Genomic DNA, 23795 nt, shown 5'->3' on the forward strand with positions numbered 1-23795 from the left:
AATTATTTAAGCTTTACAGCTAGTCTGTGCAATTTTCAGAGAACAAATAATGTCTCTTAATACAGAGATTATAGTTTATAATGAAACTCCAAAGCTAGCGCTTCGGAGTGGCCGATCATCACAAAATCTCCGATTTTGGATGCCTGGCCATCTAGTGGTAATGACGTGAAGGCTACACCCGTTCCCATTCCGAACACGACGGTTAAGCTTCACAGTGCCGATGGTACTGCAGGGGAGGCCCTGTGGGAGAGTAGGTCGCTGCTAGGTAATAAAAAAACACTAAGCAATATTGCTTAGTGTTTTTTTATTTTGTATGGTGTTAAGTTCCCTATCCACTCCCCAACTGGAATGCTTATAATTTTATAAAAAAGTTTTAAAGGAAAAATTTAATATTGATTTAATTATTCCTGAGGAATATGAAATAGAGATTGTTCATGAGGTCATTTATAACGAATTATGTAAAGGAATTAAAAGCATTATTCAGGCTCTAAATCTTGAATAATGCTTTTTATAAAATTTATGAAAGTGATACTTTTTAATGATTTAAGAATCAGATTTTTATAAATTATAATGTTTTCATCCAAATATTCATATCTTCAAACTGTCCGCAGATGTGGCAATGATTAATTAACCGCCCCGCATACTCATAGTTATGTTTTGCAAATACAATATTCATTCCTGTTGAAATGGACCTAGCTGTACTATATAGAACTTTATAATTTTTAATGCGTAATTCTTTTTCTAGTTCATATATTAATCTACCCATTAATCCAGTTCCTCTATGTGACTTTTTAGTTGCACAATCAGTTATTTCTGCATTTAAATGCTTGGGGTCCGTATCTGCTGATGCAGAACTAACAATTTTTCCGTCATAAACTGCTACTTTAAAAAACACATTGTTATCCATAGCAAATTTAATATATTCAGAATCATTCATAGGCGATGGATATGTTTCAAAAATACTGTGATAAAGTTCAGCTAATTCTTTTGCATCTTCTTTATTAGCATTTCTGATAAGAAATTGGTTTTTAACACTATAATTAAAATCTTCATTTATATATTCCCTTGCCTTTATTAAAACTTCTTCTTCTTCTGGAATTCGAATACTCATTTTTCGTTCATACGTGAGGAACTTAGAAAGAAAATATCCTGGAGCGCCATTAAAAAAATTTTCAACTTTTGCTTCCATGATAAAGCCTTGTTTTTTAAATTCTTCTATTTTCTCTCTCTTTGCAATGTAAACAAGCTTTCCAACTTTGTGCTGAGTTATAAAAGGTGCTAGTCTACTCATTAATTCTTCAATGTCACCGTCTATACTTATAATTTTGATTCTTTGGTTAAATTTATCTATTCTAATTTTTGCATTTCCATCAGAAAGCTTTATATTTTCTAACTTAGATAAATCTAAAAGCATTTTATCAACTCCATTCTTATATATATTAGTAGTTGTTTGTTTTTTAATATTTATTCCTCAATTTATTTAATGACCTTGGGGATATTCATATGAAAAAAATACCATATTAAATTTTGACAGTATCTCCTTCGATTTTGTCATAGTATAACAAAAATGAAGACATTATACTTTAAATAATGAAGGAGTTAGATATTCACTTCTCCTTATAAATAGACTATTGAAAATCTTACACTTTAAATTATAAAGGAGTTTGATTAGGCATATTATATAAAAATAAAGATTAAAGTTCTAGCAAGCTCACTTTGTTCTCCAAGAATCCAGGAGGTACTGGCGAACAAAGTGAGCTTGCTAACATGTAATGTATTGATATAGAGATGATATAGTTAGTGAACTAGATGAGAGTATGCAGTTTAAGTATGATACCTTTGGTGTATATGTTATGTTTCCTTACTAAAATTAATTAAAATTTTTACTTGAATCTCAATCAAACAGAAAGTTTGTTACATTCATTCCGTTACATTTTATCTTGTGTCTGATAAAATTATATTAAGATAAAATATGTAAATAACTTGTTTCAGCCAGGTATGCTATTATGAAAATCTTAATTGTAGATATTGTTCATTCCAAACGGTATACTCCCATTTGGGGGTATACCATCTTTTATATAAACTACTAATATGATGTGCACTAAGGCAACAAACTAAGCTCACACCTAATAATTAGCATGAAATTATCCATTCTTTAATCTCCGTAAGGATAATATGGGTAAGGTGGATAGTATGGTGGATAGTAAGGTGGATAGTAAGGTGGATAGTATGGTGGATAGTATGGTGGATAGTAAGGTGGATAGTAAGGTGGATAGTATGGTGGATAATATGGTGGATAGTAAGAATACATAATAATCACCTCCTTTAACAAAGGCTTGACCAATATAGGTCTACCTATATGTTCCACCATAGTAAAAACTATTTTTAGGCTATTTATGATTATATTTATGATATATATATATTCAATTAAGCTAATTTCAGTTACTAAAAAATCTTTACTTACTATTAGCAAGCTGGAGGTAAATTCTCACTATGGAGTCATACCCCATAGCCATTAACCTAAGGTAGGGTTTAGCTTACCTTAGGTTTTTCATCTTTATAGAGCTATGAACAAGTGGAAGAAATATTCTTGCTTGTGAAAAATAAGTATCTTACAAATCGTGACAAGTATAAAACTTTTAAAGATTTTGTACCGGTGATTTTTGACTATCTGAAAGCTTCGAGTCTCAACAAACCTTTTGACATTCGCCAACGTTAAAAAACAATAGCAAGCTCGGGAGCCAAATACTTCCTTCGCTAGGGTACGTGGTACCACTCACAATTTGTAGAAATATAAGAAGATGTCCTAAAACAGCTATTTGGCTGTTTTTTCAATTGGTAAATTTCCTCTCTTTTCCATAACACTGTTCTAACTTATTTTTTATATTTTGGCTGTCTTGTTTTATGGTATCATCATAGTATAATATATTTTGTTAAGGATTATGAGGTTTTGAGACATATGGAGGAATATTAAGTGGATAAAGTGATAATGCATGTTGACATGGATGCTTTTTTTGCATCAGTTGAAATAGTAGATAATAAAAACCTAAGGGGAAAACCTGTTATAATTGGAGGTAACTCCGAGAGAGGGGTGGTTGCAACTTGCTCTTATGAGGCTAGAGCTTACGGTGTAAGGAGTGCTATGCCCATATATATGGCTAAGGCAAAGTGCCCTAGTGGCATTTTTCTCCCTGTTAGATACGGAAGATATAAAGAAATATCAAATAAAATATTTAATATTTTTTATGAAATAACCTCATATGTAGAACCTTTGAGTATAGACGAGGCCTATTTGGACATAACATATATAAATAAGAACCCATCAGATATAGCAAGCTTTATTAAAAGCAGAGTAAGAAAAGAAACAGGACTTACCATTTCAGTAGGCTTATCCTATAATAAGTTTCTAGCAAAATTAGCTTCGGATTGGAATAAACCTAATGGCATAAAGATAATAGGAAAGGGTGAAATACCAAGAATTCTATTCCCACTGACTATAGATAAAGTTTACGGTTTAGGACAGAAGTCGGTGAAAAGGCTTAATAATATTGGGATTTTTACAATAGAAGAATTGCATAAGTTACCTCAGGATTTATTAATAGAATACTTCGGAAAATTTGGAGTAGCGATCTATGAAAGAATTAGAGGAATAGATAAGAGAGAAGTTCAGATATTAAGAGAGAGAAAATCCATTGGTCGGGAAACCACATTAAGTAATGATACCAATGATAAAAACCAACTAAAATTATATATAAAAGCTTTTGCAAGGTCCATTGCGAGTACAATGCAAAGTAAAAATATAAGGGGAAAAAACATTACTATAAAAATAAAAACTGCATCTTTTCTCAATCATACCAAGAGCAAAACCTTGGCACACTATGTATTCAGTGAAGAGGAAATATACAAAGAAGCTTGTAGTATTTTAGAAGAATTAGAACTTGAAGAAAAGATAAGATTGATAGGAATATCAATTTCATCTTTTAAAGAAAATAGAATTGAACAACTATCATTCCTTTAAATGAAGGTGAAGATTTTACTTTTCAAAGTAGTATTCTTGCCGGAGTACATGATGTAAAAAAACTGAAACTAAAATTAAGACCAGATGAAGAGCGTAAAGTTTCTTTTTAAGATAGTTCTAAAGGACTAGGTCTAGGCACAACCTTTTCAGAAATTTAATTACATATCTAATTGCAAAATTGTTAATTTTTTAATACAATTAAATCTATTATAATATTATGAGTTTGCAAATAACATAAATTTAAATTAAGTATAATATAGAATTAACATAGTGAGATTAAAATTAAGTTATAAAATCTCAGTCTAAAAGGTGGAGTCAATTTGAATATGAAAGAAATATTAAGGATTAATCCCTTAATTGCTGCGGCTCAACATGAAACTTTACAACTTGCTGTACATTCTAAGGCTTCATCTATAATATTAATAAATGGAAAATTAAATGAGTTAATGGAGCAGGATTTTCATATGTATAATAAGAAAAAGCCTATATTATTACATACAGATTTGATAAAAGGGCTATCTAATGACAAAGAATCTATAAATTTTATTAAAAAATATATAAATCCTGCAGGAATTGTTTCAACTAAAAGTACTATGTTAAGGGCTGCTAAAAAGAAAGGTTTAATTACAATTCAGAGAGTTTTTCTTATTGATACTAACTCATTAAAGGGTGCTATAGAAAGTATAAGAGAAAATGACCCTGATGTAGTAGAAGTTATGCCAGCATTGGTATATCCTATTGTTGAAACTATAAAAAATGAAATAGATAAACCTATAGTATTAGGTGGGCTAATAAGCGAGAAAGAGCAAATATTAGATATGTTTAAGGCTGGTGCAGATGGTATATCATGCAGTAAAAGTGAATTGTGGAATATAGATATAAAAAGTGAATTTTAATATACATATATTTTTATTCTGCGTTTTAAATTTTTATACATAATATAATTAATTTAATAAGTTTGAATGATTAGTGGTGGAGATTTGAGAAAACCGTTAATCATCTTCTATAAGACAATATGTTTGTAAGTATATTAATTGCAAGCATAGTTAAAAAGAAAGAGGGTGATTTATAGTTTTTTTGAGTCTCTATTTTGTTATTTTATTATTAAAAGCTAGGAGTTTTCATATGAGTATTAAAATGATTGTATCTGATTTAGATGGAACTTTATTTAATAGTTATAAAGAACATTATGAAGTTTCCTCAAAATTAATAGAAGAAATTCATGAATTTGAGAAAAAGGGTAAGATATTTACTATAGCTACTGGAAGACCTAAAGAAACAAGTTTAGATGTAATTAAAAAACTAGGGATAAATGCGCCGTATATTGTGTACAATGGGGCAGAGATAATAGATAAAAGTGGAAATAAAATCTATTCGGACACTTTTTCACTGAAAAAGTGGGTTCCATTTTTAGAAAAGCTTCAACGAATTGGCGCTTCAGTTATATTTTCCTATGATGGACAAGTGTTTTGTTTGAGACATACAGCAGAGATTTCTGCATATGAAAAAAAGGAACTTATAAAATGCCAGGTTGTGGATACGATATTGCTAAATTCAGAGTTAGCAGTAAATAAAATTTTAATAATAGGTGATGTGGAAAAATATAAAGAATATTGGAATGAACTAGATAAAATTTTAAAAAGTGAATTTAGATATGTAATATCAGAAGATGATTATATGGAAATACTCACAAAAGGCGTTTCGAAAGGTAGTGCACTTAAAAAGTTAAAAAAATATTTAGGTATAAAAGACGAAGAAGTTGTGACCATAGGAAACCATATGAATGATAAGGAATTAATAGAAGAAGCACATATAGGAGTTGCTGTTGCTAATGCAGTGGAAGGATTAAAAAGCATAGCTGATTTTGTAACAGTTGGTGAGTATGAAGAAGGAGTTATTGAAGTAGTAAGAAAGTTTGCATAAAAAATATATTATTAGATATTTCTGTAGAAGTAATGATAGTAATACAATGAAAGAGGTAAATGATATAGATAACCATGCCCGAAATTTAACTTATACTCCGGAATATGCTACCAAACTTCGGCACGTTAAAAACTTTTAATTAGTCTAAAGTTTGTGTTTATGAAAATCTAAGAACCTTTGATAAACTCGTACCTCAAACATATCAAAGCTCCTAAGATTTTCAAAAACACTTCACTAAGACTAATAAAAAATTTTTAAAAGTGCCATCAGTTTTGGCATCATTTTCCTACGTATAAGTTAAATTTAAGTTGTGGGTATCTATAAGTAAACAAGTTAATCTTTTTTTACACTAATGAAGATTTCATTTAACAATTAAACTATATAATCTTAAAATGTAAATTGAAAATTTGGAGTAATGTTAACTGTAAAAAACAATGAAATTTAGTAGGGGGAAAACAAAATGAAAAAAGGTATTTTGAAAGTTGCTTCACTAGTAACACTTATTACATTGTCACTTAGTGGTTGTGGAACTGCTGCACCTAGCACACAAACAAATACAAAAGCTGAAAAAGTAAAGATTGAATACTGGCATGTTAATGCTGAAACCCAAGGAGGAAAAAGTGTAGAGAAACTAGTAAAGGATTTTAATGCACAAAGCGATACAGTTGAAGTAGTTGCTAAATATAACCCAGATATGTACAAAGGTTTATTGCAAAACTTACAAGCAGAAGTTGCAACTGGTAAATCTCCAGCAATAGTGCAAGTTGGGTGGGCATTTTTGGACTACTTCTCAAACAATTTTAGCTATACAGAACCACAAAAAATTATTGATGCACAGTTTCCAAAGGATAAGACTTTTTTAAAAGATAATTTCCTGCCAAACGTATTAGGGCTTGCAAAGAACAGTAAAGATAGTCAGGTGGGTATTCCTTATTCTCTTAGTACACCAGTTCTTTACATAAATAAAGATATTTTAAGAAAAGCAGGACTAGATGAAAATGGACCAAAGACATGGGAAGAGCTAGTGGCTTTTTCAAATACAATTAAAGAAAAAACAGGTAAATACGGCTTCTACATGCAGGAACCAGCAGATAACTGGGCAACTCAAGCATTATTAGAAAGTAATGGTGCTAGAATGATTACAGATGGTAAAGCAAGTTTTGCTTCTGAAGAAGGTATTAAGGCTTATGAAGCTTATGCAGATATGGTTGTAAAAACAAAATCCGCATTACATATATCATGGAACGAGGGTGTTAAATCATTTATTGATGGTAACGTAGGTATGTTGTATACAACAATTGCTCAAAGAGCAAATGTCCAAAAAGGTGCAACCTTTGATGTAGCAGCAATTAACTCTCCTGCATGGGCAGGTAAAGAAAAGCGATTGCCAGCAGGCGGTTGTTTCCTAGCTATAACTGCAAAAACTCAAAAAGAACAAAAGGCTGCTTGGGAGTTTGAAAAGTACTTATATAGTATAGAATCTATGGCTGAGTGGACAAAGGGTACTGGATATGTTCCACCAAGAAAAGATGTAGCAACAGCAGAAAATGGTTTAAAGAGTTTCTTAGAACAAAACAAGATGATGGCTGCAGCTACTACCCAAATGGACGGAGTTGTATCTTGGACATCATTCCCTGGTGATGCCGGACTTCAAGCAGAACAAATATTATTGGATACAAGAGATAAAATTTTAAGTGGTAGTGTATCTACTAGAGATGGTTTAAAATCTGCACAAGATAAAATCAATGTACTATTAAAAAAATAGTTACAAGTAAAAGTCAGAGGTTTCCTCTGTCTTTTACTATATTTTAAGGAGGACCGAAATGCAGAATGAAGGAAAGGTACTAAATTATAGTATCCGTCAAAAAATTATTGCTTATCTATTTATTTTACCGTCATTTTTAGCCTTTGCAGTATTTATGTTTTGGCCGCTGCTTAGAACAATTTATTTAAGCTTTTTTTCTTGGAATATGATTAAACCAACAAAGACATTTGTAGGTTTGGATAATTATATAGCTTTGTTTAAAGATCCACTTACCTATAAGGTAATGGGGAATACGCTAGTTTACATAATTATTTTGTTGATATTAAATTGTGCAGCACCATATATACTATCCTTTATTCTTTCTGTTGTTATAAAAAAGGCTAAAGGCTTTTACAAAAGTGTAATTTTCTTACCTAGTGTTATTTCCTTAGTAGTAGGCTCAATTTTATATTTGTGGATTCTAAACCCTATTTCCGGTCCTGTAGCAATTATTGCAAAGATGTTTGGTCTAACATTGCCTATATGGAGTAAAACAGATGGACTTGTCATTGTAGTACTAAGTTTAATAACCACTTGGAAGATATTTGGTTATAACTTTATTGTTGTACTTGCAGGAGTTTCAGGAGTATCCAGTGAGGTAATTGAGGCTGCAAAGCTAGATAAGGTACCAATGCATAAGATATTCCTAGATATTGTACTCCCTATGAGTAGTGCAACAGGGGTTTATGTGTTAGTTATGACAATTGTACAAGGTTTACAATATGTATTTACACCAATTAAAGTTATCACACAAGGTGGACCAGATAATGCAAGCTCCAATGCTATTTACAATGCATATCAAGAAGCTTTCGTTTTATATAGAACAGGTAGTGCATCTGCTTTCGCTATTTTGACAATGGCGTTATTTGTGGCATTGCTTATTTTGGAATTTAAGTATGTAGAGAGAGGAGTATACTATGAAAATTAAATTTACAGCAGAATTTAAGTGGCACATTATTTTAGTACTATTTGTATTTGTCTCTCTTTTTCCAATAGTATTTGCAATTTCAAGTTCCTTTAAAGAATTGAATGAAGCATATAGCAATGTATTTGCAATTATACCGGTTAACCCAACTATAAATAATTATATAGAGGTATTCACCAGATTGCCTTTTGTACAAATTACAAGTAATACCTTTTTCATTGCCTCTTGTGTTACATTATTTAAAACTCTAACGGCTATATTTGCAGCTTATGCCTTTGTATATTTTGATTTCAAGTACAAAAATATTATGTATTTTATTCTAATCAGTACTATATTTATACCCTTTACTGTAACAATGATACCAAACTACCTAACTATTTCAAAGTTAGGCTTTAATGATAAACTATTAGGTGTTATTTTACCACAACTCAGTGATGCAACAGGTATTTTTTTAATTAGACAGTCTATGAGAACTATTCCTCGTTCCTTAATTGAGGTAGCTGAATTAGAGAAGGTTGGACACTTAAAAATTATGAAGGATATTGTAGTGCCACTTGTAAAACCAGCTATTATTTCTACAGGAATTATGTTTTTTATTAACTCATGGAATGAATATGTATGGCCAGTGCTAATCTTAAAGTCAAAGGAAAATTTCACACTTCCTTTAGCACTTCAATTATTTATTAGCTCAGAAGGTGGAACAGACTTTACTATTGCCATGGCTGTGTCTGTAATAACCATGATAATACCATTAGTACTATATATTATATTCCAAAAGTATATTATTAATACTTTTGCATCATCAGGAATAAAGGGATAGGAGAGCAGTTATGAAAGAAATTGTTTTTGAAAATATATGTAAATCTTACGGTAAAACTCAAGTAGTAAATAATTTAAGCTTAACAATAAAAGAAGGGGAAAGATTAATATTACTAGGTCCATCTGGTTGTGGTAAATCTACAACACTTAGAATTATTGCAGGCTTAGAAGATATAACCTCTGGAAAATTGTACATGAATGGAAGCTGTGTTAATGATGTTCCAAGTGGTGATAGAAATGTAGCTATGGTGTTCCAAAACTACGCTCTTTTTCCGCATATGACAGTATCGGATAATATAACTTATGGATTGAAGGTTCATAAAGTACCAAAAGAAGAAATGGAGAAAAGATTAAAAGCAGCATTAGATATGCTTCAATTAAATGGTTTAGAAAATAGAAAACCGAAGGATTTGTCAGGTGGGCAACGTCAAAGAGTTGCTCTTGCTCGTGCAGTAGTAAAGCGAAGTGATTTTTTCTTGTTAGATGAACCACTTTCTAATCTTGATGCACAGTTAAGAGGACATGCCAGAAAGGAATTAGTTAAGATTCATGAAATGTATCATCAAACTTTTGTTTATGTAACACACGACCAAGTAGAAGCAATGACTATAGGTGACAGAGTGGCGTTAATGAATAAAGGCACCTTACAAATGATAGATACTCCACATAATGTATACAATAGACCTGCCAATATATTTACTGCAAAATTTATTGGTTCCCCATCTACTAATATTTTTGATGTTAATTATTCAAATGATACAATAACTGTGGGAGATCAAAGGTTACTTTTACCAAAAATCTGGGGAAATAAAGTAGTTAATAGTGGATGTACAGAATTATCTTTTGGTATAAGGCCTGAACATATTAAGTTAAGTAAAGTACCAATAGAAAATGCTTTTAAAGGATTTGTAAAGTATATTGAAGACTATGGTAATAGATTTGGCATATATTTTGAGGTTGAAGGTAATGAAATTATTGCTATGTCTGATGAAAATCATTTGAAAGCTGATGATTTAGTATATTTTGCACCAGATTTTACAAAAATACATTTATTTAATAGAAATACTACTATGTCAATTGGATATCCAGAGGAGTTATGATTATGAATATTTATATTAGTACAAATTTATATACCCCTAGTGAATTAGAAAATATTTTCCCATTACTTGATAAAATCAATGATAAGAATATAGGCATAGAACTTTTTCCAGAGTGGCATGACAGACAGTTTATTGATATACTTGACAAAAACTTGGACAAGTTTGAAAATTATCATATCTCATTACATGGACCCTATTATCACACAGAACATTCCAGTGAAAAAGGCTCTATAGAATATGAAAACTCAAAAGAATATTTTAGAAGTACTCTTGAACTTTCAAAGCAATTAAATAGTAGATATATTGTGTACCATCATAATAACTGTAGAGTAAAGCTTGAAAACAGAATAGAAATGATAAGCAATTCAACAGAAAATTTACTGGAATTAAATGAATTAGCTAAAGCATATGGAGTGGATATTGTTGTAGAAAATGCCGGGGTGCTTTCTCGTAATAATATGCTGTTTGATGAAGAACAATTTATTGAAATTGCAAAAGGAATTGATAATAAAATACTAATTGATATTGGTCATGCCTTTGCAAACAACTGGAATTTAAATCATGTTATAAGTGAGTTAAAACACAGGATTGTTGCATATCACCTCCATAATAATGATGGCGTTGAAGATAATCATAATCGAATTAGAGATGGAAAGCTAGATATAGATGGTTTTTTTGAAATTTATAAAAAATACACTCCAAGTGCTGATTTAGTCATTGAATACAGTAAAAATTGCAGAAAAGATGTTGATGGTATTATAAAAGATGTAAATGAAATTAAAAAAATGTTAGGAAAAGGAAAAATAGATGCAGCAATAGAATTTTATGCATAAATGCTTATATCTTCCACATCAATGTTTCAATAGGCATATATGCCACAGCGTTAATGGTTGTATTCATTAGTGCATTTATAAGAAAAAGCAAACCGAGATTTGTAACATTTATTCCCTATTACAAAGTCAAAGCTTGGAATTGATATTTTATGCTTTGTGATTGCCTTTATTTTAAAAGAACCATATGAAGGAAAAAGATAATAATAAGCCATACTTTGTTATGTGGATTGCGAATACAGATTTTATGGTAGATAAGTAGGTTTTTATTAAAAAGGTTGTTCATAATTGAGTCATAGATTATTTTTCAGGGTCTGCAACAAATGTTTAGTGATATTTATTGCTCATTAGTAGGAATGAAGCAGCTTTTTGTAGATCGTGATGAGTGTATCGATGGATTGTCTAGATTGGCCGCTGTGATACATATGTAATGGCTAAATAAAATATAATTAGAAATATTTTAAAATACAAGTAAAGCGTAGGGTAAAAAAGAGCAACAAGTTTAAAGAATTGAACTGCTGAGAAAGCATATAAGTACTAAAAATAATAATAGTATTGAAAATAACTGTCTGATATAGACAGTTATTTTATTGCTTATAAAAATTATATTGACATAAGCAGGCTGAATCACTATAATTATATGATATATACCAATAAAATTATATTATATCATATTTTTGATAAAAAGTCAATAGTTTTTGTAAAAGGAGAATAATTTATGAACCTGATTGATATTTTTAATTCTGGAGAAGGCAGTCTCAATGAATTATATGTTAATGAGTTGCTTCAAACTAATGAGGAAACTAAAAAATATGGCTTAGTATTGACCTTTGAAGATGTGCTGCAGATTATAAATGTGAGAAATAAAGTATTAAAAAGTTATGGAAGAATTGAGCTAAGTTTTCAGGTTACTAAGAAGTTCATTGAGGTGTTTAGTTCATCAGCTTTCATAAATGATAAAAATTATGTGCGGGCTTTAAATGAAATGCAGGAAGTATTTTATTATCTGAAAAATGAAACGGAAGACAAGCTTTGTGATGATGAGCTTATTGAGCTAATAAAAGACTTATTTGAGAATTCCTGTGAAGGCTCTGTTGAATTATTGTATGGTAGCTTAGAGGAGTTTTCAAGAAATTTTAGAAAAAAGCTTTAGTAAAAGGAGTGGGGGTAATGAATTTGAATACTGAAAATAGTGTATATCTGACTAATAAAGGGAAGATAGATATAAAAAAGCTAAATAAGAACCAATACACTATATCAATTCTTCAGGAATGTTTAAAAAGTGGAGTGATGAGTAATGCTGAGGTGTTTAACATTCAAGTTAAAATAATGGACTTACTAAAAGAATTAATTATGAAGTACACTAAGGGGGAAAGCACTTCTGTTACTGTAGAGGTTACTGAAAGCTTGCTTAATTCTCTTTTGTATGCCATAGACTTTTATATGCTTAAATTTCATAACCTAGAAGCAGCACTAAAAGAATTAAAACAAAAAGAGATAAAGGATATATATGAAGAAGGACTTCAACTACTAAGGTTATGTGTCCTAGACACTAAAAAATTGTATGAGAAAATAAAGAGAGATAGATTAAAGCTTGAGCTTGAAGCTTATAATGTAACTTTAGATGAAGCTATACCTAGCTTTTTTGAAAAATATACGGTGGTTTTTGAAGCGCACAATACAATGGCCAGCATAGATTATCCTTTAGTATTTGATGAGAGGAAATTAAGTTTTACTAAATAATATGAAGGAAAAATAAGGTTATATAATTAAAGTGAATTTTATGACAAATAAATGATGGTAAGGGAATTAGAATTTATAAAAAAGATATAGCCTCTTTCCTCTACCTTTTCTAATAATAACTGATCAACCGCCGGGATATCTGCGGGTGCTCATTTTAAGGAAAGTAAATTTTCTCTCTTTAACCATATTAGTTTAGAGTGTTCATTGGCAGTAGTGGTACCGGATATCAATCTGCATTTAAAAGTAATTAACTTTACCGTAAAGTTATCATATTCGTGAGTGTTATCATTAAAAATGCTACCAAACTCAACCTTACATCCTACTCTTCTTTGATCTCTCTTTCTATAGCTTGCTTTAAATTTTCATCCTTCTCTACTTTGCCACCGGGAAATTCCCACATGTTTGGAATGGACATACTTGGATAGCGAAGAGCACATAGTATTTCATAATTTTCTTTACTAGGAATTATTATGTTATAATAAGATTAAATAAGTACAGGGGGACAGGCAAATGAAGAATAAATGGAGCTTCAATTCAACTATGGAACTCAGAGTAATAATAAGTAAAGGAGATTTAAAATATGAAGTATAAAGCATTCATAAGTAATTTGATGCTTGTGTTGTTTACTATGTCTGTAATAATATGTATGCCTGTAAAAAAGGTCCAAGCTGATGCTTTTAAAATTGTTACTTTAGGAGCAGATTTAACTAACCAGCAGAAAGAAGACATGCTTAAGTATTTTGGTGTTACTAAGCAGGAGGCCAATGTATTAGAAGTTAACAGAAATGAAGAAGTTAAATATTTAGGTAATGTAGCTTCCGAAAAACAAATAGGGACAAGGTCCATATCTTGTTCTTACATAGAGCCTACTAGCCAAGGTGGGTTAAATATATCTACAAATAATGTATATTGGATTAATGAAAATATGATAAAGAATGCTTTAATTACTGCAGGTATACAAAATGCTAATGTTAAAGTATCAGCTCCCTTTAATGTATCAGGTACTGCAGCACTTACAGGAATATTAAAGGGCTTTGAAAATAGCAGTGCCGGTAAAAAAATTGATGAAGACAAAAAGAAGGTTGCTAATGAAGAATTGGTGGTTACTGGTAATTTAGGTGAGAAAATTGGAAAGGATAAAGCTGCCAGTTTAATAAATGAAGTAAAAAAAGAAGTTATTAAAGAAAAACCTAAAAATGAAAAAGAAATAGAAAAAATAGTATTAAATGTAACTAATAACTATAATATAAATCTAAGTAATGATGATATTAAGAATATAACTTCTTTAATGGGCAAGATAAATAGTTTAAATTTAGACTTTAATCAGTTAAAAAATCAGTTAAATGGCGTAACAAACCAATTAAAAGAGACCTTAAATAGTGATCAGGCTAAAGGTTTTTTAAGTAAAATATTAGATTCAGTTAAAAGCTTTTTTGCAAAGCTACTTTCTTAATCATAGTAAATGTAACAAAATCGTGTATAATAATATATATGCCAAAGCACTGCAATATTAGAAGCTTTGACTTTAATTCTATGGCGGAGAATATAAGTAAAAATAATCCAGAAATGCTTTGTTCAATTATTGATAGAAAATATGTAGAATTATTTTTTCAACGAAAGTGCGTGTATTTTAAGTTCCCTCAGACTAATTAAAATGTATCCTATAGAGTAGACTTTTTTAAATTGTCTATTCTATAGGGTACATTTTATATTTTGATATATTTCTCAGGTTTTTTTATTCAACACAATAGGTACAACGCGAAGCATTAGGTATATTGCTGTGCCTGTTTAAAGTGGTTGTGGTTTATCATCCCAACTAAGAAGTCTTGCAATAAGCACCTGGACTAACACCTTGAATTTGCTAGGGATACATGACTCCTAATGAATTTTATAACCTTTATTCTGGAGAGCAGCTAACTAACATTGAAATAAGGGTATAATTATACTCCAAGAAACAAATTATAACATTATTTCTTCAATAGATAATTTTTTTATAGGTTTTGGTTCTTCAGCTGGATAACCTAGAGCCAGTAGACTTACATATTTTATATTTTCATCCCAGTTGAATAACTCCTTGATTTTTTTTTCATTAGCTATTCTTACCCAACAGCTACCAAGTCCAAGTTCAACAGCCCTTAATACAATATGTTCAATAGCCATTGCCACATTAAAAGATACCTCTGGTATTAATTTTTCGGATTGTATGTTCTTGAGACTATCAGTTCTGTAGTTAATCATTTCATAAAAGTCCTTATTAATAATATCTAAGTTATATAATTCCTCACTACCAGATAAAGATCCAACAACATAGTCTTTTGTATCTGCACAACATATAAGAATTACTGGAGCGTCTGCAATGTGTTTTTGATTGAAGGAAATTTCAGATAAGCTTTGTTTTATATCCTTGTCCTTAATTATTTTAAAGCGCCAAGGTTGTGAATTGCAAGCAGAAGGTGCAAGTCTAGCACAATCAAGCAAATCATAAATTAGTTCATCAGGTATCTCATCCTTCGTATATTTTCTTATGCTTCTTCTCATCATTATACATTCTTTTACACTCATAATTATCCTCCTTATAATAAACCGGTTGGTTTTTGAAATATAAAATAATATAACTTTATGGAAGTTTATGGAAAAATTAAGCAATGTCTTAAAGTTAGTTACGGATTCATTTTGTATTATCTAATTTTAGTGATAACAAATCTTTAAGAATATAGTCAAATGAACTTTCATCTTTACTTATTCTATAGTAAAGTATGTGACCTTCATAAATAGCAAAGGCTTTTCTGGCAATTACATCAGCTTTATCTTTTGTTAACCCAGATACTTGTAGAGAATTTGAAAAAATATCAATTAATTTCTTCATTCCATTTGCATATGCATTTGATAAATCATTTTCAATAAATGCTGTTTCTAAACCTAATACAGCTATTGGACAGCCAAAGTAGTTACCTGCAGATACGGAACTTTTTATATCAAGTACCATCTTATTTATAAATATATCCCAAGGATTATTTGATAATGGTTCTAGCCAATCTTGTAATATTATCTTTCCATAATATTTTGCTATCTCAAGTGCAAGTTCTTTTTTACTGGAAAAATAGAAATAGAAAGATCCTTTTGACATATTAGCTTCATGTAAGATATCATTTATTCCTGTAAAAGATACTAAAAATTAAGTAATTATATATTTACAATAGCTAAACAAATACAGTATAATATTTTATGTTTACATAAAGTGAAACTTGAATCAGATGGGGTTTTGACCCCACCTGATTCTTAGTTGAACGAATCCAGGGACGTAGCCGCTCTTTACTCCCACTTTGGAGAAGATGGGAGTATTAGAGCGGGTAGTCATCGGATAAAAATAATTTAAAATACACAGGAGTACATTAAAAATGAGAGCAAGTTACAAAAACCCAAAGGAATTAGCAAGTAAATTAAAAGATTTAGTTGATACGTATTTTGAGGACCTAATAAGCTATGAAAAACTAGAACAAACAGTTATAGCTATAATAAATGCCAATGAAGACAGGGTTTATAAAAATGGATTTATGCCAACAAAATTAGCTGGTGCCCTAGGTCCTGAAAGAGTAAATATTATAAATAAGATAGCAGAAACAATGAAATAAAAAGGGGCTATCTTAAAATAGTTTTTTATAAAATATTCTTTATGCCACTTTAAAAATAAAGGATTTAGTGCTGAAATTAAAATCAGTTTCAGTAATAAATCCTATTTTTATATAAATAGGTAAGGTATTTGGTCTTGTTTTGGCCATAATTTCCATGACTATAGCACCATTTATAATGTATGCTCCACAAGGCGTATTCCACTATCTACAGATTGTAAATGGTTTCTTCAATGTACCTATATTTACAATAATATTTAAAGGATACTATACAAAATCCTTCAAACTAAATGGTATTTATATAAAATTCAAGGTTAGATGGAATAGTTTATGAAAAAGTTATATAGAAATTGGCAAGGGGAACGTCCTCTTGCCAGTTTTGCCATTAATATTTAAATTTATATATAATATTCTTTAATTCTTCTGATAAATTCATTAATGATTCACTTGTAGCTGTTACTTCTTGTAAGGATGCTAATTGTTGTTCAGTTGCAGAGGAAACATTTTGTGAATAAGAAGCATTTTTCTCTGAGATAGATGATAACTGATCTATTATAGTTACAAATTCATCTTTAATATTAGCTACATTCTCAGATTCATTTACAAAATGTGTAGTAGAGGTTTGAATACTATCTAAGTTATGAGAAATATTTTCAAATTTATCTTTTGTAGCATATACATTATTCATTAATTCAGAAATACTTGATGAAACATTTTCCATTGTTAAAACAGTGGTTTTAGAGCTTTCCTGAAGCGCATTCACTATCTGTTCGATTACTTTTGCAGAGTTAGTGGATTCTTCAGCTAGCTTTCTTATTTCATCAGCAACTACTGCAAATCCTCTTCCTGATTCACCTGCTCTTGCAGCTTCAATAGCTGCGTTTAGTGCTAGCAAATTAGTTTGTTCAGCAATACTTTGAATTGCTTTGCTTGCTTGATCAATTTGTACTGCACTTTCATTTGTTTGGATAACATCCCTCTGTATTGCATCTAATGCACTTTTGCTTTGATTTGTTTTATTCGTTAGTTCTTTGATGGTGGATAGTCCCTCATCTTTTAAAACTAATACATTTTTAATAGATGAGCTTAAATCCTGTATAAGTATACCACTATTTTCTACTGATACATTTAGCTCATTCATCTTATTAGCACCAACCTCTATTATTTTAGCTTGTTCTATACTATTATTTGCAACTTCTTCAATGGTGCGAGTAACCTCCTCAGCTGCTTTTGATGATTGCTCGGATACTTGTGAAAAATTCTCAGAAGAAGCTGCCACTTGCTGCGAAACATGAGCTCCTGTTTTTATGAATTCCTTCAAATTATCAATAATAATTTGGGATGACTTTGATAAACTTGCAATTTCACCTTTTTGTTTTATTAAAACATTTGGTACATCCTCAGTTAAATCAAAATCTGCAACTTTACCGAAGAAGTTCGATAAGATTTCTACAGGTTCTGTTAAAGTTTTCTTTAATATTCTAGAAACTAAAAATGCAGAAATGGCAGAAAGTATAATTATTATAAAGGAAATAATTATTATTAACTTATGAAATTTATAAAGTACTTCAGCAACAGCAACCTTATATAATATTACGCTTCCGTTTAAAAGTTTTGCAAAGCTATAAAAATAATCTTTGCCATTAACTTTAATTTCTTCTGTACCATAAGTATCTTTTTTCATTTTAGCTACTAAATTTCCATATATTTTATCGGATAACATTTTGTCTATTTCATCTTCATAAATTAGTTCTGCTGTTCCAGTTGTATACATACGAATATTTGCTACAGAATCACGAATTTTTTTATCTAAAAAATCTGTTCCAATAACACAAATAACTTCATTGTTTATAGATACAGCTGTATTATAAGTTAAATCTTTAGCTTTAGTAGCATTGTGTATAACAGAGGTCCATCGAGGTTGTCCTGCTTTTATAGGACCATACCACCATGACATATTAGGATCTGATTCTACAAAGGAGGATTTATTTACACCTATGGTATTTTTATATTCTCCAGTGTTGTTTTCATCAATATACCATGAACCATAAACTTCATCTTGTTTATATAGTTCAGGATTAAAAGTAACATATACCCCGTAAAATTCACCACCATGATCCTGCGCTATTTTTTTTATAACCGGGTCTATAGCTTGAGAATATCTTTTTATATAAAAATCATCTTGTTTTTGTTGGTTTAAATCAAATGTATTTAAAACATAGGCATTAAGGGAATGTTGTACACTTTGTACTTCTTTAAATAAGTCATCATAAGTTAATGTTTGATTTTTTGCTACATTTAATAATTTCTCTTGTGCTTCACTTTCTATATTTTTTGATGTAATCCAAACTATTGAAATTGCTGTTATAAGTATTCCTATGATAGAGTAAAATATCAAAATACTTCGAATGGATCCCTTCATAATAGTTTTATTACCATTATGGCTTCCTTTACTGTTATTATTGTTATGTTTCACCATAAATATCTACTCCTTTTTTAACTTTACTCCCTTAAATCCTGTAAAAGTAAGGTATATATTTATTCAGTAACTTATTTTACAGGATGGTATTCAATTGCAAGCCATATACAATCTGTGTCAGCATAATATTGATGCCACGGATAAATATAATTAGAATCTTCTTCTACATTGCAAAAAGGAACTGGTGTTGTATATCCTTCTGACATAAATATATCTTCATATAGTGTGCTTGAGTCCTGTGTTTTAAATTTTTGCATTCTGCCTAAACCATAAATTTGTGTATGAAATTCAATAAAATCATGGGTGTTGTGTATTACACAATTAGTTAGAGCCGGAGCAAACCATAAATTCACTTTAATTTCAAAGTTTTTTTGTGTAACAGACGTTGTAATCTGTCCTGTTATATACAGAGGATCAAGGCTAACAGTTGTAATGCTTTCCTGAGATGACCTCCATAATGGGGTATTTTTAGGAAAAGTTGAATCTTTCGGTAGTATGTCCCCAAGAAGATTCCAACCTTTTTCCAGAATTACATTTCCTATATTTATTTCATCACATATGCTAATTAGTATAACAGCAGATGCCTTCTTTATTTTAATATCTTTGACAATTGTAGAGTTAAATATTTTTAAATCTTTACTTAGAGGTTCATCAAAGTATACACTGTCCGTACCTACATTGATTACAATTGTACGTTCATATATATAATAATTTTCAACATTTTCAACAAAAAGTGCATTAATATGTAAATTTGAAAAGCTAAGCTGTGTTGTAATATTACTTTCCATCATATCCATTTTAATCCTCCAATATTCTTATTTATTAATCTTATTTTATTGATCATATTTAAAAGTTATATTATTACTTTTTTATAAACAAACTGTTTATATTTGCATGGATATATATTAATTTATGAGGTTACATATACTCAATATTGATTTTAAAATTTTTATTATTATCAAAGACTTTTATGAATGATATATTAATATTTTCATTAAAATACCATTTATTTTCGTCTGAATTCCAAAGTGATGCTGATCTTTGGTCTATATTTCCTTCTGTTATTATAGAGATTTCCTTGTCACCTATGGTTACTCTTTTTAGTGGCTGTGTATAGTGTTCATTAAGCTCACCTTCATCATGTAAAATGGCAACAAAAAAGAAATCTTCATATTTTGGTGTATAATTATCATAAGTGCGATTTATATTAATTTCTCTATGTTTAACGTCAATATAATTATGTTTAATTAGAACCTCTCTGTATTCCCCTTTAGCCATCGGATCAATGTCTTGACTTTTATTATATATTGGTGCAGAGGAATGACTTACTCCATAATTTTCATTACTTGTTGGTGCAGAGGAACGGCTTACTCCGTCATCCAAATACATGGTGTATTGTCCATGGGCGCCAGGGTAAATGTTAATAGTAATAGGATTAGCTTCTCCCTTTGCATTTTTCTCGCCTACATATTGTTCAAGTTCAATAGTAGGTATAACTGCTCCTGCTCTTACAAACACAGGACATACAAACCCTATATGATTTTTATCATCACTAATATGAGCATCATAGTCGAATATGGTTGTTCCTCCTTCAACAGGGTATAATAAAGGTCTTTTGTTACCCATAAAGCAATACCAGTTGCTTCCTGCAGGAAGATATACATCTCGTCTGCCCTGCATATTTTCGTCACATTGCTTATCTAGTATAGGTGCAACTAATAAATCTTTTCCTACAAAGAATTCGTTGTTAAGGAAAGCTATTTTATCATTAAATATTGCTTTATCTGTCCAGTCATTTAAAAATAAAGGTCTTACAATAGGCATTCCAGTAAAAGTATTCTCAAACATAGCATCGTAGAATAACTGCATTAAGCGATATCTTTGTTCTATATAATATTTAGTTACCTTTAGCACATAGTTATACATAGGTCTCTCACTTGGAGGAACCTCATCGATTACTGTTTGAAATTTATATGGTTCCTGAAAGAGCTTTGAACTTTTCTTTATATAATGATTTCTAAACCAAGGTAAAAATGAACCTACTATCATCCAACGTATAAATAATTCTGGATCTACCCATTGTTCACCATCACGAGAAGCCATAAAGCCACCTGTATCTTCTCCAGTTATAGGTTCACCAGAAATTCCAAGAGCCAATACCTGGGCTACATTAATTTTTAGGAAATCCCAAGTAGAAGCGTTATCTCCAGTCCATAATCCCGCATATCTATGCATTCCTGTAAATCCGCCGCGACCTATAATAAAGTTTCTTTTATTTGCTCTTGATGGAAGATCGTTCAAACCCATAAAAGTAGCTTTATGTAGGTTATAGGGGTACAATGACCATACTTTTATTGCAGGAGATTTTGTACGTTGTTGGTCCTGAGGGTCATTTCCTTCTGTATAGTTGTATTTTTTTAAGAAATCATCAGTAATTAGAAGTTTAAAGGGAAAAGAACGCATGTCTCCAAGATATGGCATAATTGCAGGGCTGGTCATATCCTGCCACACAAATTCAAGTCCCTGCTCAAATAAGTAGTTGTATTGTTCTCCCCACCACTTTCTCACTTCACTCCTTGCAAAATCAGGATAATGGCCTAGTACACCTCTATCCCCGCCATAATAAACCGCTCCTTCATAAGGTTTGCCGCTATTATAATTATTAACAATATTATTAAAGGCTTTTTTCTGTATTGGATTTTTGTTCGGTTGGTTAACTATATCGTCAATAGTTCTTATGGATTCTTTTCCAAAATCAAAATCTTGATAATTTTCCTCATTAGGAGCACAAGGTAAAACACGTTCATCCGTTACAAAATATCCTTTTTCTAATCCTGATTTATAAGTTTCATAATTACTGTTTTGATTACTGATAATAGGTGTAATATTTGTGCAGCATTTAATGCCTTTTTCCTTTAATTTACTGAACATTTCCTTTGGATTTGGAAACCTTTCTTCATCAATGGTAAAGGTTTCATAATTTCTTTGTAAATCTACATCCACATGTAATCCATCAATAGGTATTTGGTAGCGTCTGTAATCTTCTACAACTTTTTCTAAGTGATCCCTTTTTTCATAGCCATAACAACCTTGATGATAACCTAGTACATAACGTGGTTTCAGCCTAGCGGTTCCTACGAATGATAAATATGCAGTCATAACCTCTTGTGCATTCTGACCTAAGAAGAAATAACAATCTAAATCACCTAATAAGGTTCCTAGCATATATCTTTGTGAATTACTGTAGCCAACATCTACAAAAGATTCAGAAGCATTATCCATAAAAAGCCCACACACAATATCTTCAGTTGGTGTGCCGTAAAACTCCATAAAAAATGGATTGTTATGATATAGAGGCTCTCTATCATCAAGAGCTCCACGACCATATACTTGTTTATACATCATATTGTCATAATTCATATAAGTTAACTGTTTTGCATTTTTATATAGCTTTTTCCCGCCAGTTTCACCAAAGCCTATATACTTTGCAGTGAAGGGCTTTACAAAAGGGAGAACAATAGAATATTCGTGTATTCCATTGTAGGAGCAGAATTTATCATAACGAATTCCATAATCATCTGTGCTTAAAACTAAAATTTCTTCATTATTCTGGTTACACTTATAAACTTTCAGGTTAAAATCAGTTAATGTTATAATCATCTTCATGTATGGCTTGTCTTCTTCTTCAAATGTAGTGATTTGAACTATATTATTTTCTGTGTCATAGTCATATTTAGTTGTGAAGTTTGGGAAGGTATGTATTAATTCATCAAAGGAATTTCCAATTATGCTTCGGGTATTTTGATGTGAATATTCCTCTGAAGTTACTTTACTTGGGTTAAATCTCATACGAAAAGTATCTTTTCGTGGAAATTGTATAATCATTGCACAACTTTCATGGGAATTATTTTCACAAATGAGGGATAAAACTTTTTCATTTTCATCATAATTTGAAAATTGTGCTTTGTTTAGTTTAATCCAATCTTTGCTGTTTTTAAAAAAGTCTTCAACCTTAACAAACTTAAATTCATTAGACATTAGAATACCTCCAATGCAACTTAGATTTGACAAGAAATTTTGTCAGTTACTGTTTTTGTAGAATTTATCCTTTGACTGCCAGTCGTAATCCTCTCACTTATACAATCGGTGAGTTAATGGCTACTACGTACTGGATTAGTTCAATTAACGCTTAGGTAGGGTAAAAAACTCATCTAAGAGTTAGTTGAACTTTATTATGATTCTGTACTTTTTTGTTAATCCTCCTTATTTTTTACTTAAAGGTAAATTTTAACCCATATAGTTTTTTGTGGATAAATGTGATATTTAAATACTATAACAATTGTATTTTATAATTTTATCATAAGTTTGTTGTCGAAATTAGCAAATTCTTGATAAGCTTGATAAATTTATATACTTATTTAAAAATTAACATTAAATAATCATAGAAAATCACAAACTATCTACCATTTTATGTAATTATGATGAATTCTATAACGCCAATCTGTATTCTGCTATAGGAATCCTT

20 protein-coding genes, 1 rRNA gene and 1 pseudogene are annotated in these 23795 nt (G+C 30.4%); 15 read left to right on the forward strand and 7 right to left on the reverse strand.

Annotated features, from left to right (window positions below):
* The first annotated feature begins 150 nt into the window (after nt 1-150).
* A 5S ribosomal RNA gene (rrf, locus tag HGI79_RS17635) occupies nt 151-267 on the forward strand.
* Between the two features lie 298 nt (nt 268-565).
* Here the strand turns inward: rrf and ablB are convergent.
* A complete protein-coding gene (gene ablB, locus HGI79_RS17640) occupies nt 566-1414 on the reverse strand; it encodes a putative beta-lysine N-acetyltransferase (RefSeq protein ID WP_185651999.1) in 849 nt (282 codons plus the stop codon).
* A gap of 379 nt (nt 1415-1793) precedes the next feature.
* Here ablB and HGI79_RS23740 point away from each other — a divergent pair, with 379 nt between their 5' ends.
* From HGI79_RS23740 to HGI79_RS17690, 11 genes are all read left to right on the forward strand, one after another.
* Nucleotides 1794-1868: a hypothetical protein gene (locus HGI79_RS23740; RefSeq protein WP_395939555.1), complete on the forward strand. Its 75-nt coding sequence runs from the start codon at nt 1794-1796 to the stop codon at nt 1866-1868.
* 1106 nt (nt 1869-2974) lie between these two features.
* Nucleotides 2975-4018, forward strand: coding sequence for a DNA polymerase IV (locus HGI79_RS17645; RefSeq protein ID WP_185652000.1), 1044 nt, complete (start codon nt 2975-2977; stop codon nt 4016-4018).
* A 326-nt stretch (nt 4019-4344) separates the two neighbouring features.
* On the forward strand, nt 4345-4914 hold the full coding sequence (locus HGI79_RS17650) for a glycerol-3-phosphate responsive antiterminator (RefSeq protein ID WP_241428255.1): 570 nt from the start codon (nt 4345-4347) through the stop codon (nt 4912-4914).
* A 229-nt stretch (nt 4915-5143) separates the two neighbouring features.
* On the forward strand, nt 5144-5941 hold the full coding sequence (locus tag HGI79_RS17655) for an HAD family hydrolase (protein WP_185652002.1): 798 nt from the start codon (nt 5144-5146) through the stop codon (nt 5939-5941).
* Between the two features lie 460 nt (nt 5942-6401).
* A complete protein-coding gene (locus tag HGI79_RS17660; RefSeq protein ID WP_185652003.1) occupies nt 6402-7706 on the forward strand; it encodes an ABC transporter substrate-binding protein in 1305 nt (434 codons plus the stop codon).
* Between the two features lie 58 nt (nt 7707-7764).
* Entirely contained in the window at nt 7765-8673 is a 909-nt protein-coding gene (locus HGI79_RS17665; RefSeq protein ID WP_185652004.1) for a carbohydrate ABC transporter permease, read from the forward strand.
* Nucleotides 8663-9490 (forward strand): carbohydrate ABC transporter permease, encoded by an 828-nt coding sequence (locus tag HGI79_RS17670; RefSeq protein ID WP_185652005.1) that lies wholly within the window; start codon nt 8663-8665, stop codon nt 9488-9490. The genes HGI79_RS17665 and HGI79_RS17670 overlap by 11 nt, the downstream gene beginning before the upstream one ends.
* 10 nt (nt 9491-9500) lie before the next feature.
* Nucleotides 9501-10589, forward strand: a complete 1089-nt coding sequence (locus tag HGI79_RS17675; protein ID WP_185652006.1) for an ABC transporter ATP-binding protein — start codon at nt 9501-9503, stop codon at nt 10587-10589.
* A 2-nt stretch (nt 10590-10591) separates the two neighbouring features.
* Nucleotides 10592-11422, forward strand: coding sequence for a sugar phosphate isomerase/epimerase (locus HGI79_RS17680; RefSeq protein ID WP_185652007.1), 831 nt, complete (start codon nt 10592-10594; stop codon nt 11420-11422).
* A 715-nt stretch (nt 11423-12137) separates the two neighbouring features.
* Nucleotides 12138-12572 carry a DUF6323 family protein gene (locus tag HGI79_RS17685; protein WP_185652008.1) on the forward strand — a complete coding sequence of 145 codons (435 nt, stop codon included), beginning with the start codon at nt 12138-12140 and terminating at the stop codon, nt 12570-12572.
* A gap of 17 nt (nt 12573-12589) precedes the next feature.
* A complete protein-coding gene (locus HGI79_RS17690; RefSeq protein WP_185652009.1) occupies nt 12590-13162 on the forward strand; it encodes a DUF6179 domain-containing protein in 573 nt (190 codons plus the stop codon).
* 149 nt (nt 13163-13311) lie between these two features.
* Here HGI79_RS17690 and HGI79_RS17695 read toward each other — a convergent pair.
* A pseudogene (locus HGI79_RS17695) lies at nt 13312-13634 on the reverse strand ((deoxy)nucleoside triphosphate pyrophosphohydrolase).
* A 108-nt stretch (nt 13635-13742) separates the two neighbouring features.
* Here HGI79_RS17695 and HGI79_RS17700 point away from each other — a divergent pair.
* Complete coding sequence (locus HGI79_RS17700; protein WP_185652010.1) at nt 13743-14615, forward strand: DUF1002 domain-containing protein; 873 nt, start codon at nt 13743-13745, stop codon at nt 14613-14615.
* A 38-nt stretch (nt 14616-14653) separates the two neighbouring features.
* Nucleotides 14654-14815: a hypothetical protein gene (locus tag HGI79_RS17705; RefSeq protein WP_185652011.1), complete on the forward strand. Its 162-nt coding sequence runs from the start codon at nt 14654-14656 to the stop codon at nt 14813-14815.
* A 306-nt stretch (nt 14816-15121) separates the two neighbouring features.
* On the opposite strand, the gene HGI79_RS17710 is transcribed toward HGI79_RS17705, so the two are convergent.
* The gene (locus tag HGI79_RS17710) at nt 15122-15724 is read right to left on the reverse strand and encodes a nitroreductase family protein (protein ID WP_185652012.1); all 603 of its coding nucleotides are present in this window, start codon (nt 15722-15724) and stop codon (nt 15122-15124) included.
* Nucleotides 15725-15830: 106 nt separating this feature from the next.
* A complete protein-coding gene (locus HGI79_RS17715; RefSeq protein WP_313885228.1) occupies nt 15831-16316 on the reverse strand; it encodes a TetR/AcrR family transcriptional regulator in 486 nt (161 codons plus the stop codon).
* 244 nt (nt 16317-16560) lie between these two features.
* On the opposite strand from HGI79_RS17715, the gene HGI79_RS17720 reads away from it, so the two are divergent.
* Nucleotides 16561-16794: a TIGR04540 family protein gene (locus tag HGI79_RS17720; RefSeq protein WP_185652014.1), complete on the forward strand. Its 234-nt coding sequence runs from the start codon at nt 16561-16563 to the stop codon at nt 16792-16794.
* Between the two features lie 382 nt (nt 16795-17176).
* Here the strand turns inward: HGI79_RS17720 and HGI79_RS17725 are convergent, their stop codons facing one another.
* From HGI79_RS17725 to HGI79_RS17735, 3 genes are all read right to left on the reverse strand, one after another.
* Nucleotides 17177-19270 (reverse strand): methyl-accepting chemotaxis protein, encoded by a 2094-nt coding sequence (locus HGI79_RS17725; protein WP_185652015.1) that lies wholly within the window; start codon nt 19268-19270, stop codon nt 17177-17179.
* A gap of 71 nt (nt 19271-19341) precedes the next feature.
* Nucleotides 19342-20067, reverse strand: a complete 726-nt coding sequence (locus tag HGI79_RS17730; RefSeq protein ID WP_207725829.1) for a hypothetical protein — start codon at nt 20065-20067, stop codon at nt 19342-19344.
* Between the two features lie 121 nt (nt 20068-20188).
* Nucleotides 20189-23308, reverse strand: a complete 3120-nt coding sequence (locus tag HGI79_RS17735) for a TIM-barrel domain-containing protein (protein ID WP_185652016.1) — start codon at nt 23306-23308, stop codon at nt 20189-20191.
* Between the last annotated feature and the right edge of the window lie 487 nt (nt 23309-23795).

The organism is Clostridium sp. DJ247, assembly GCF_014231265.1.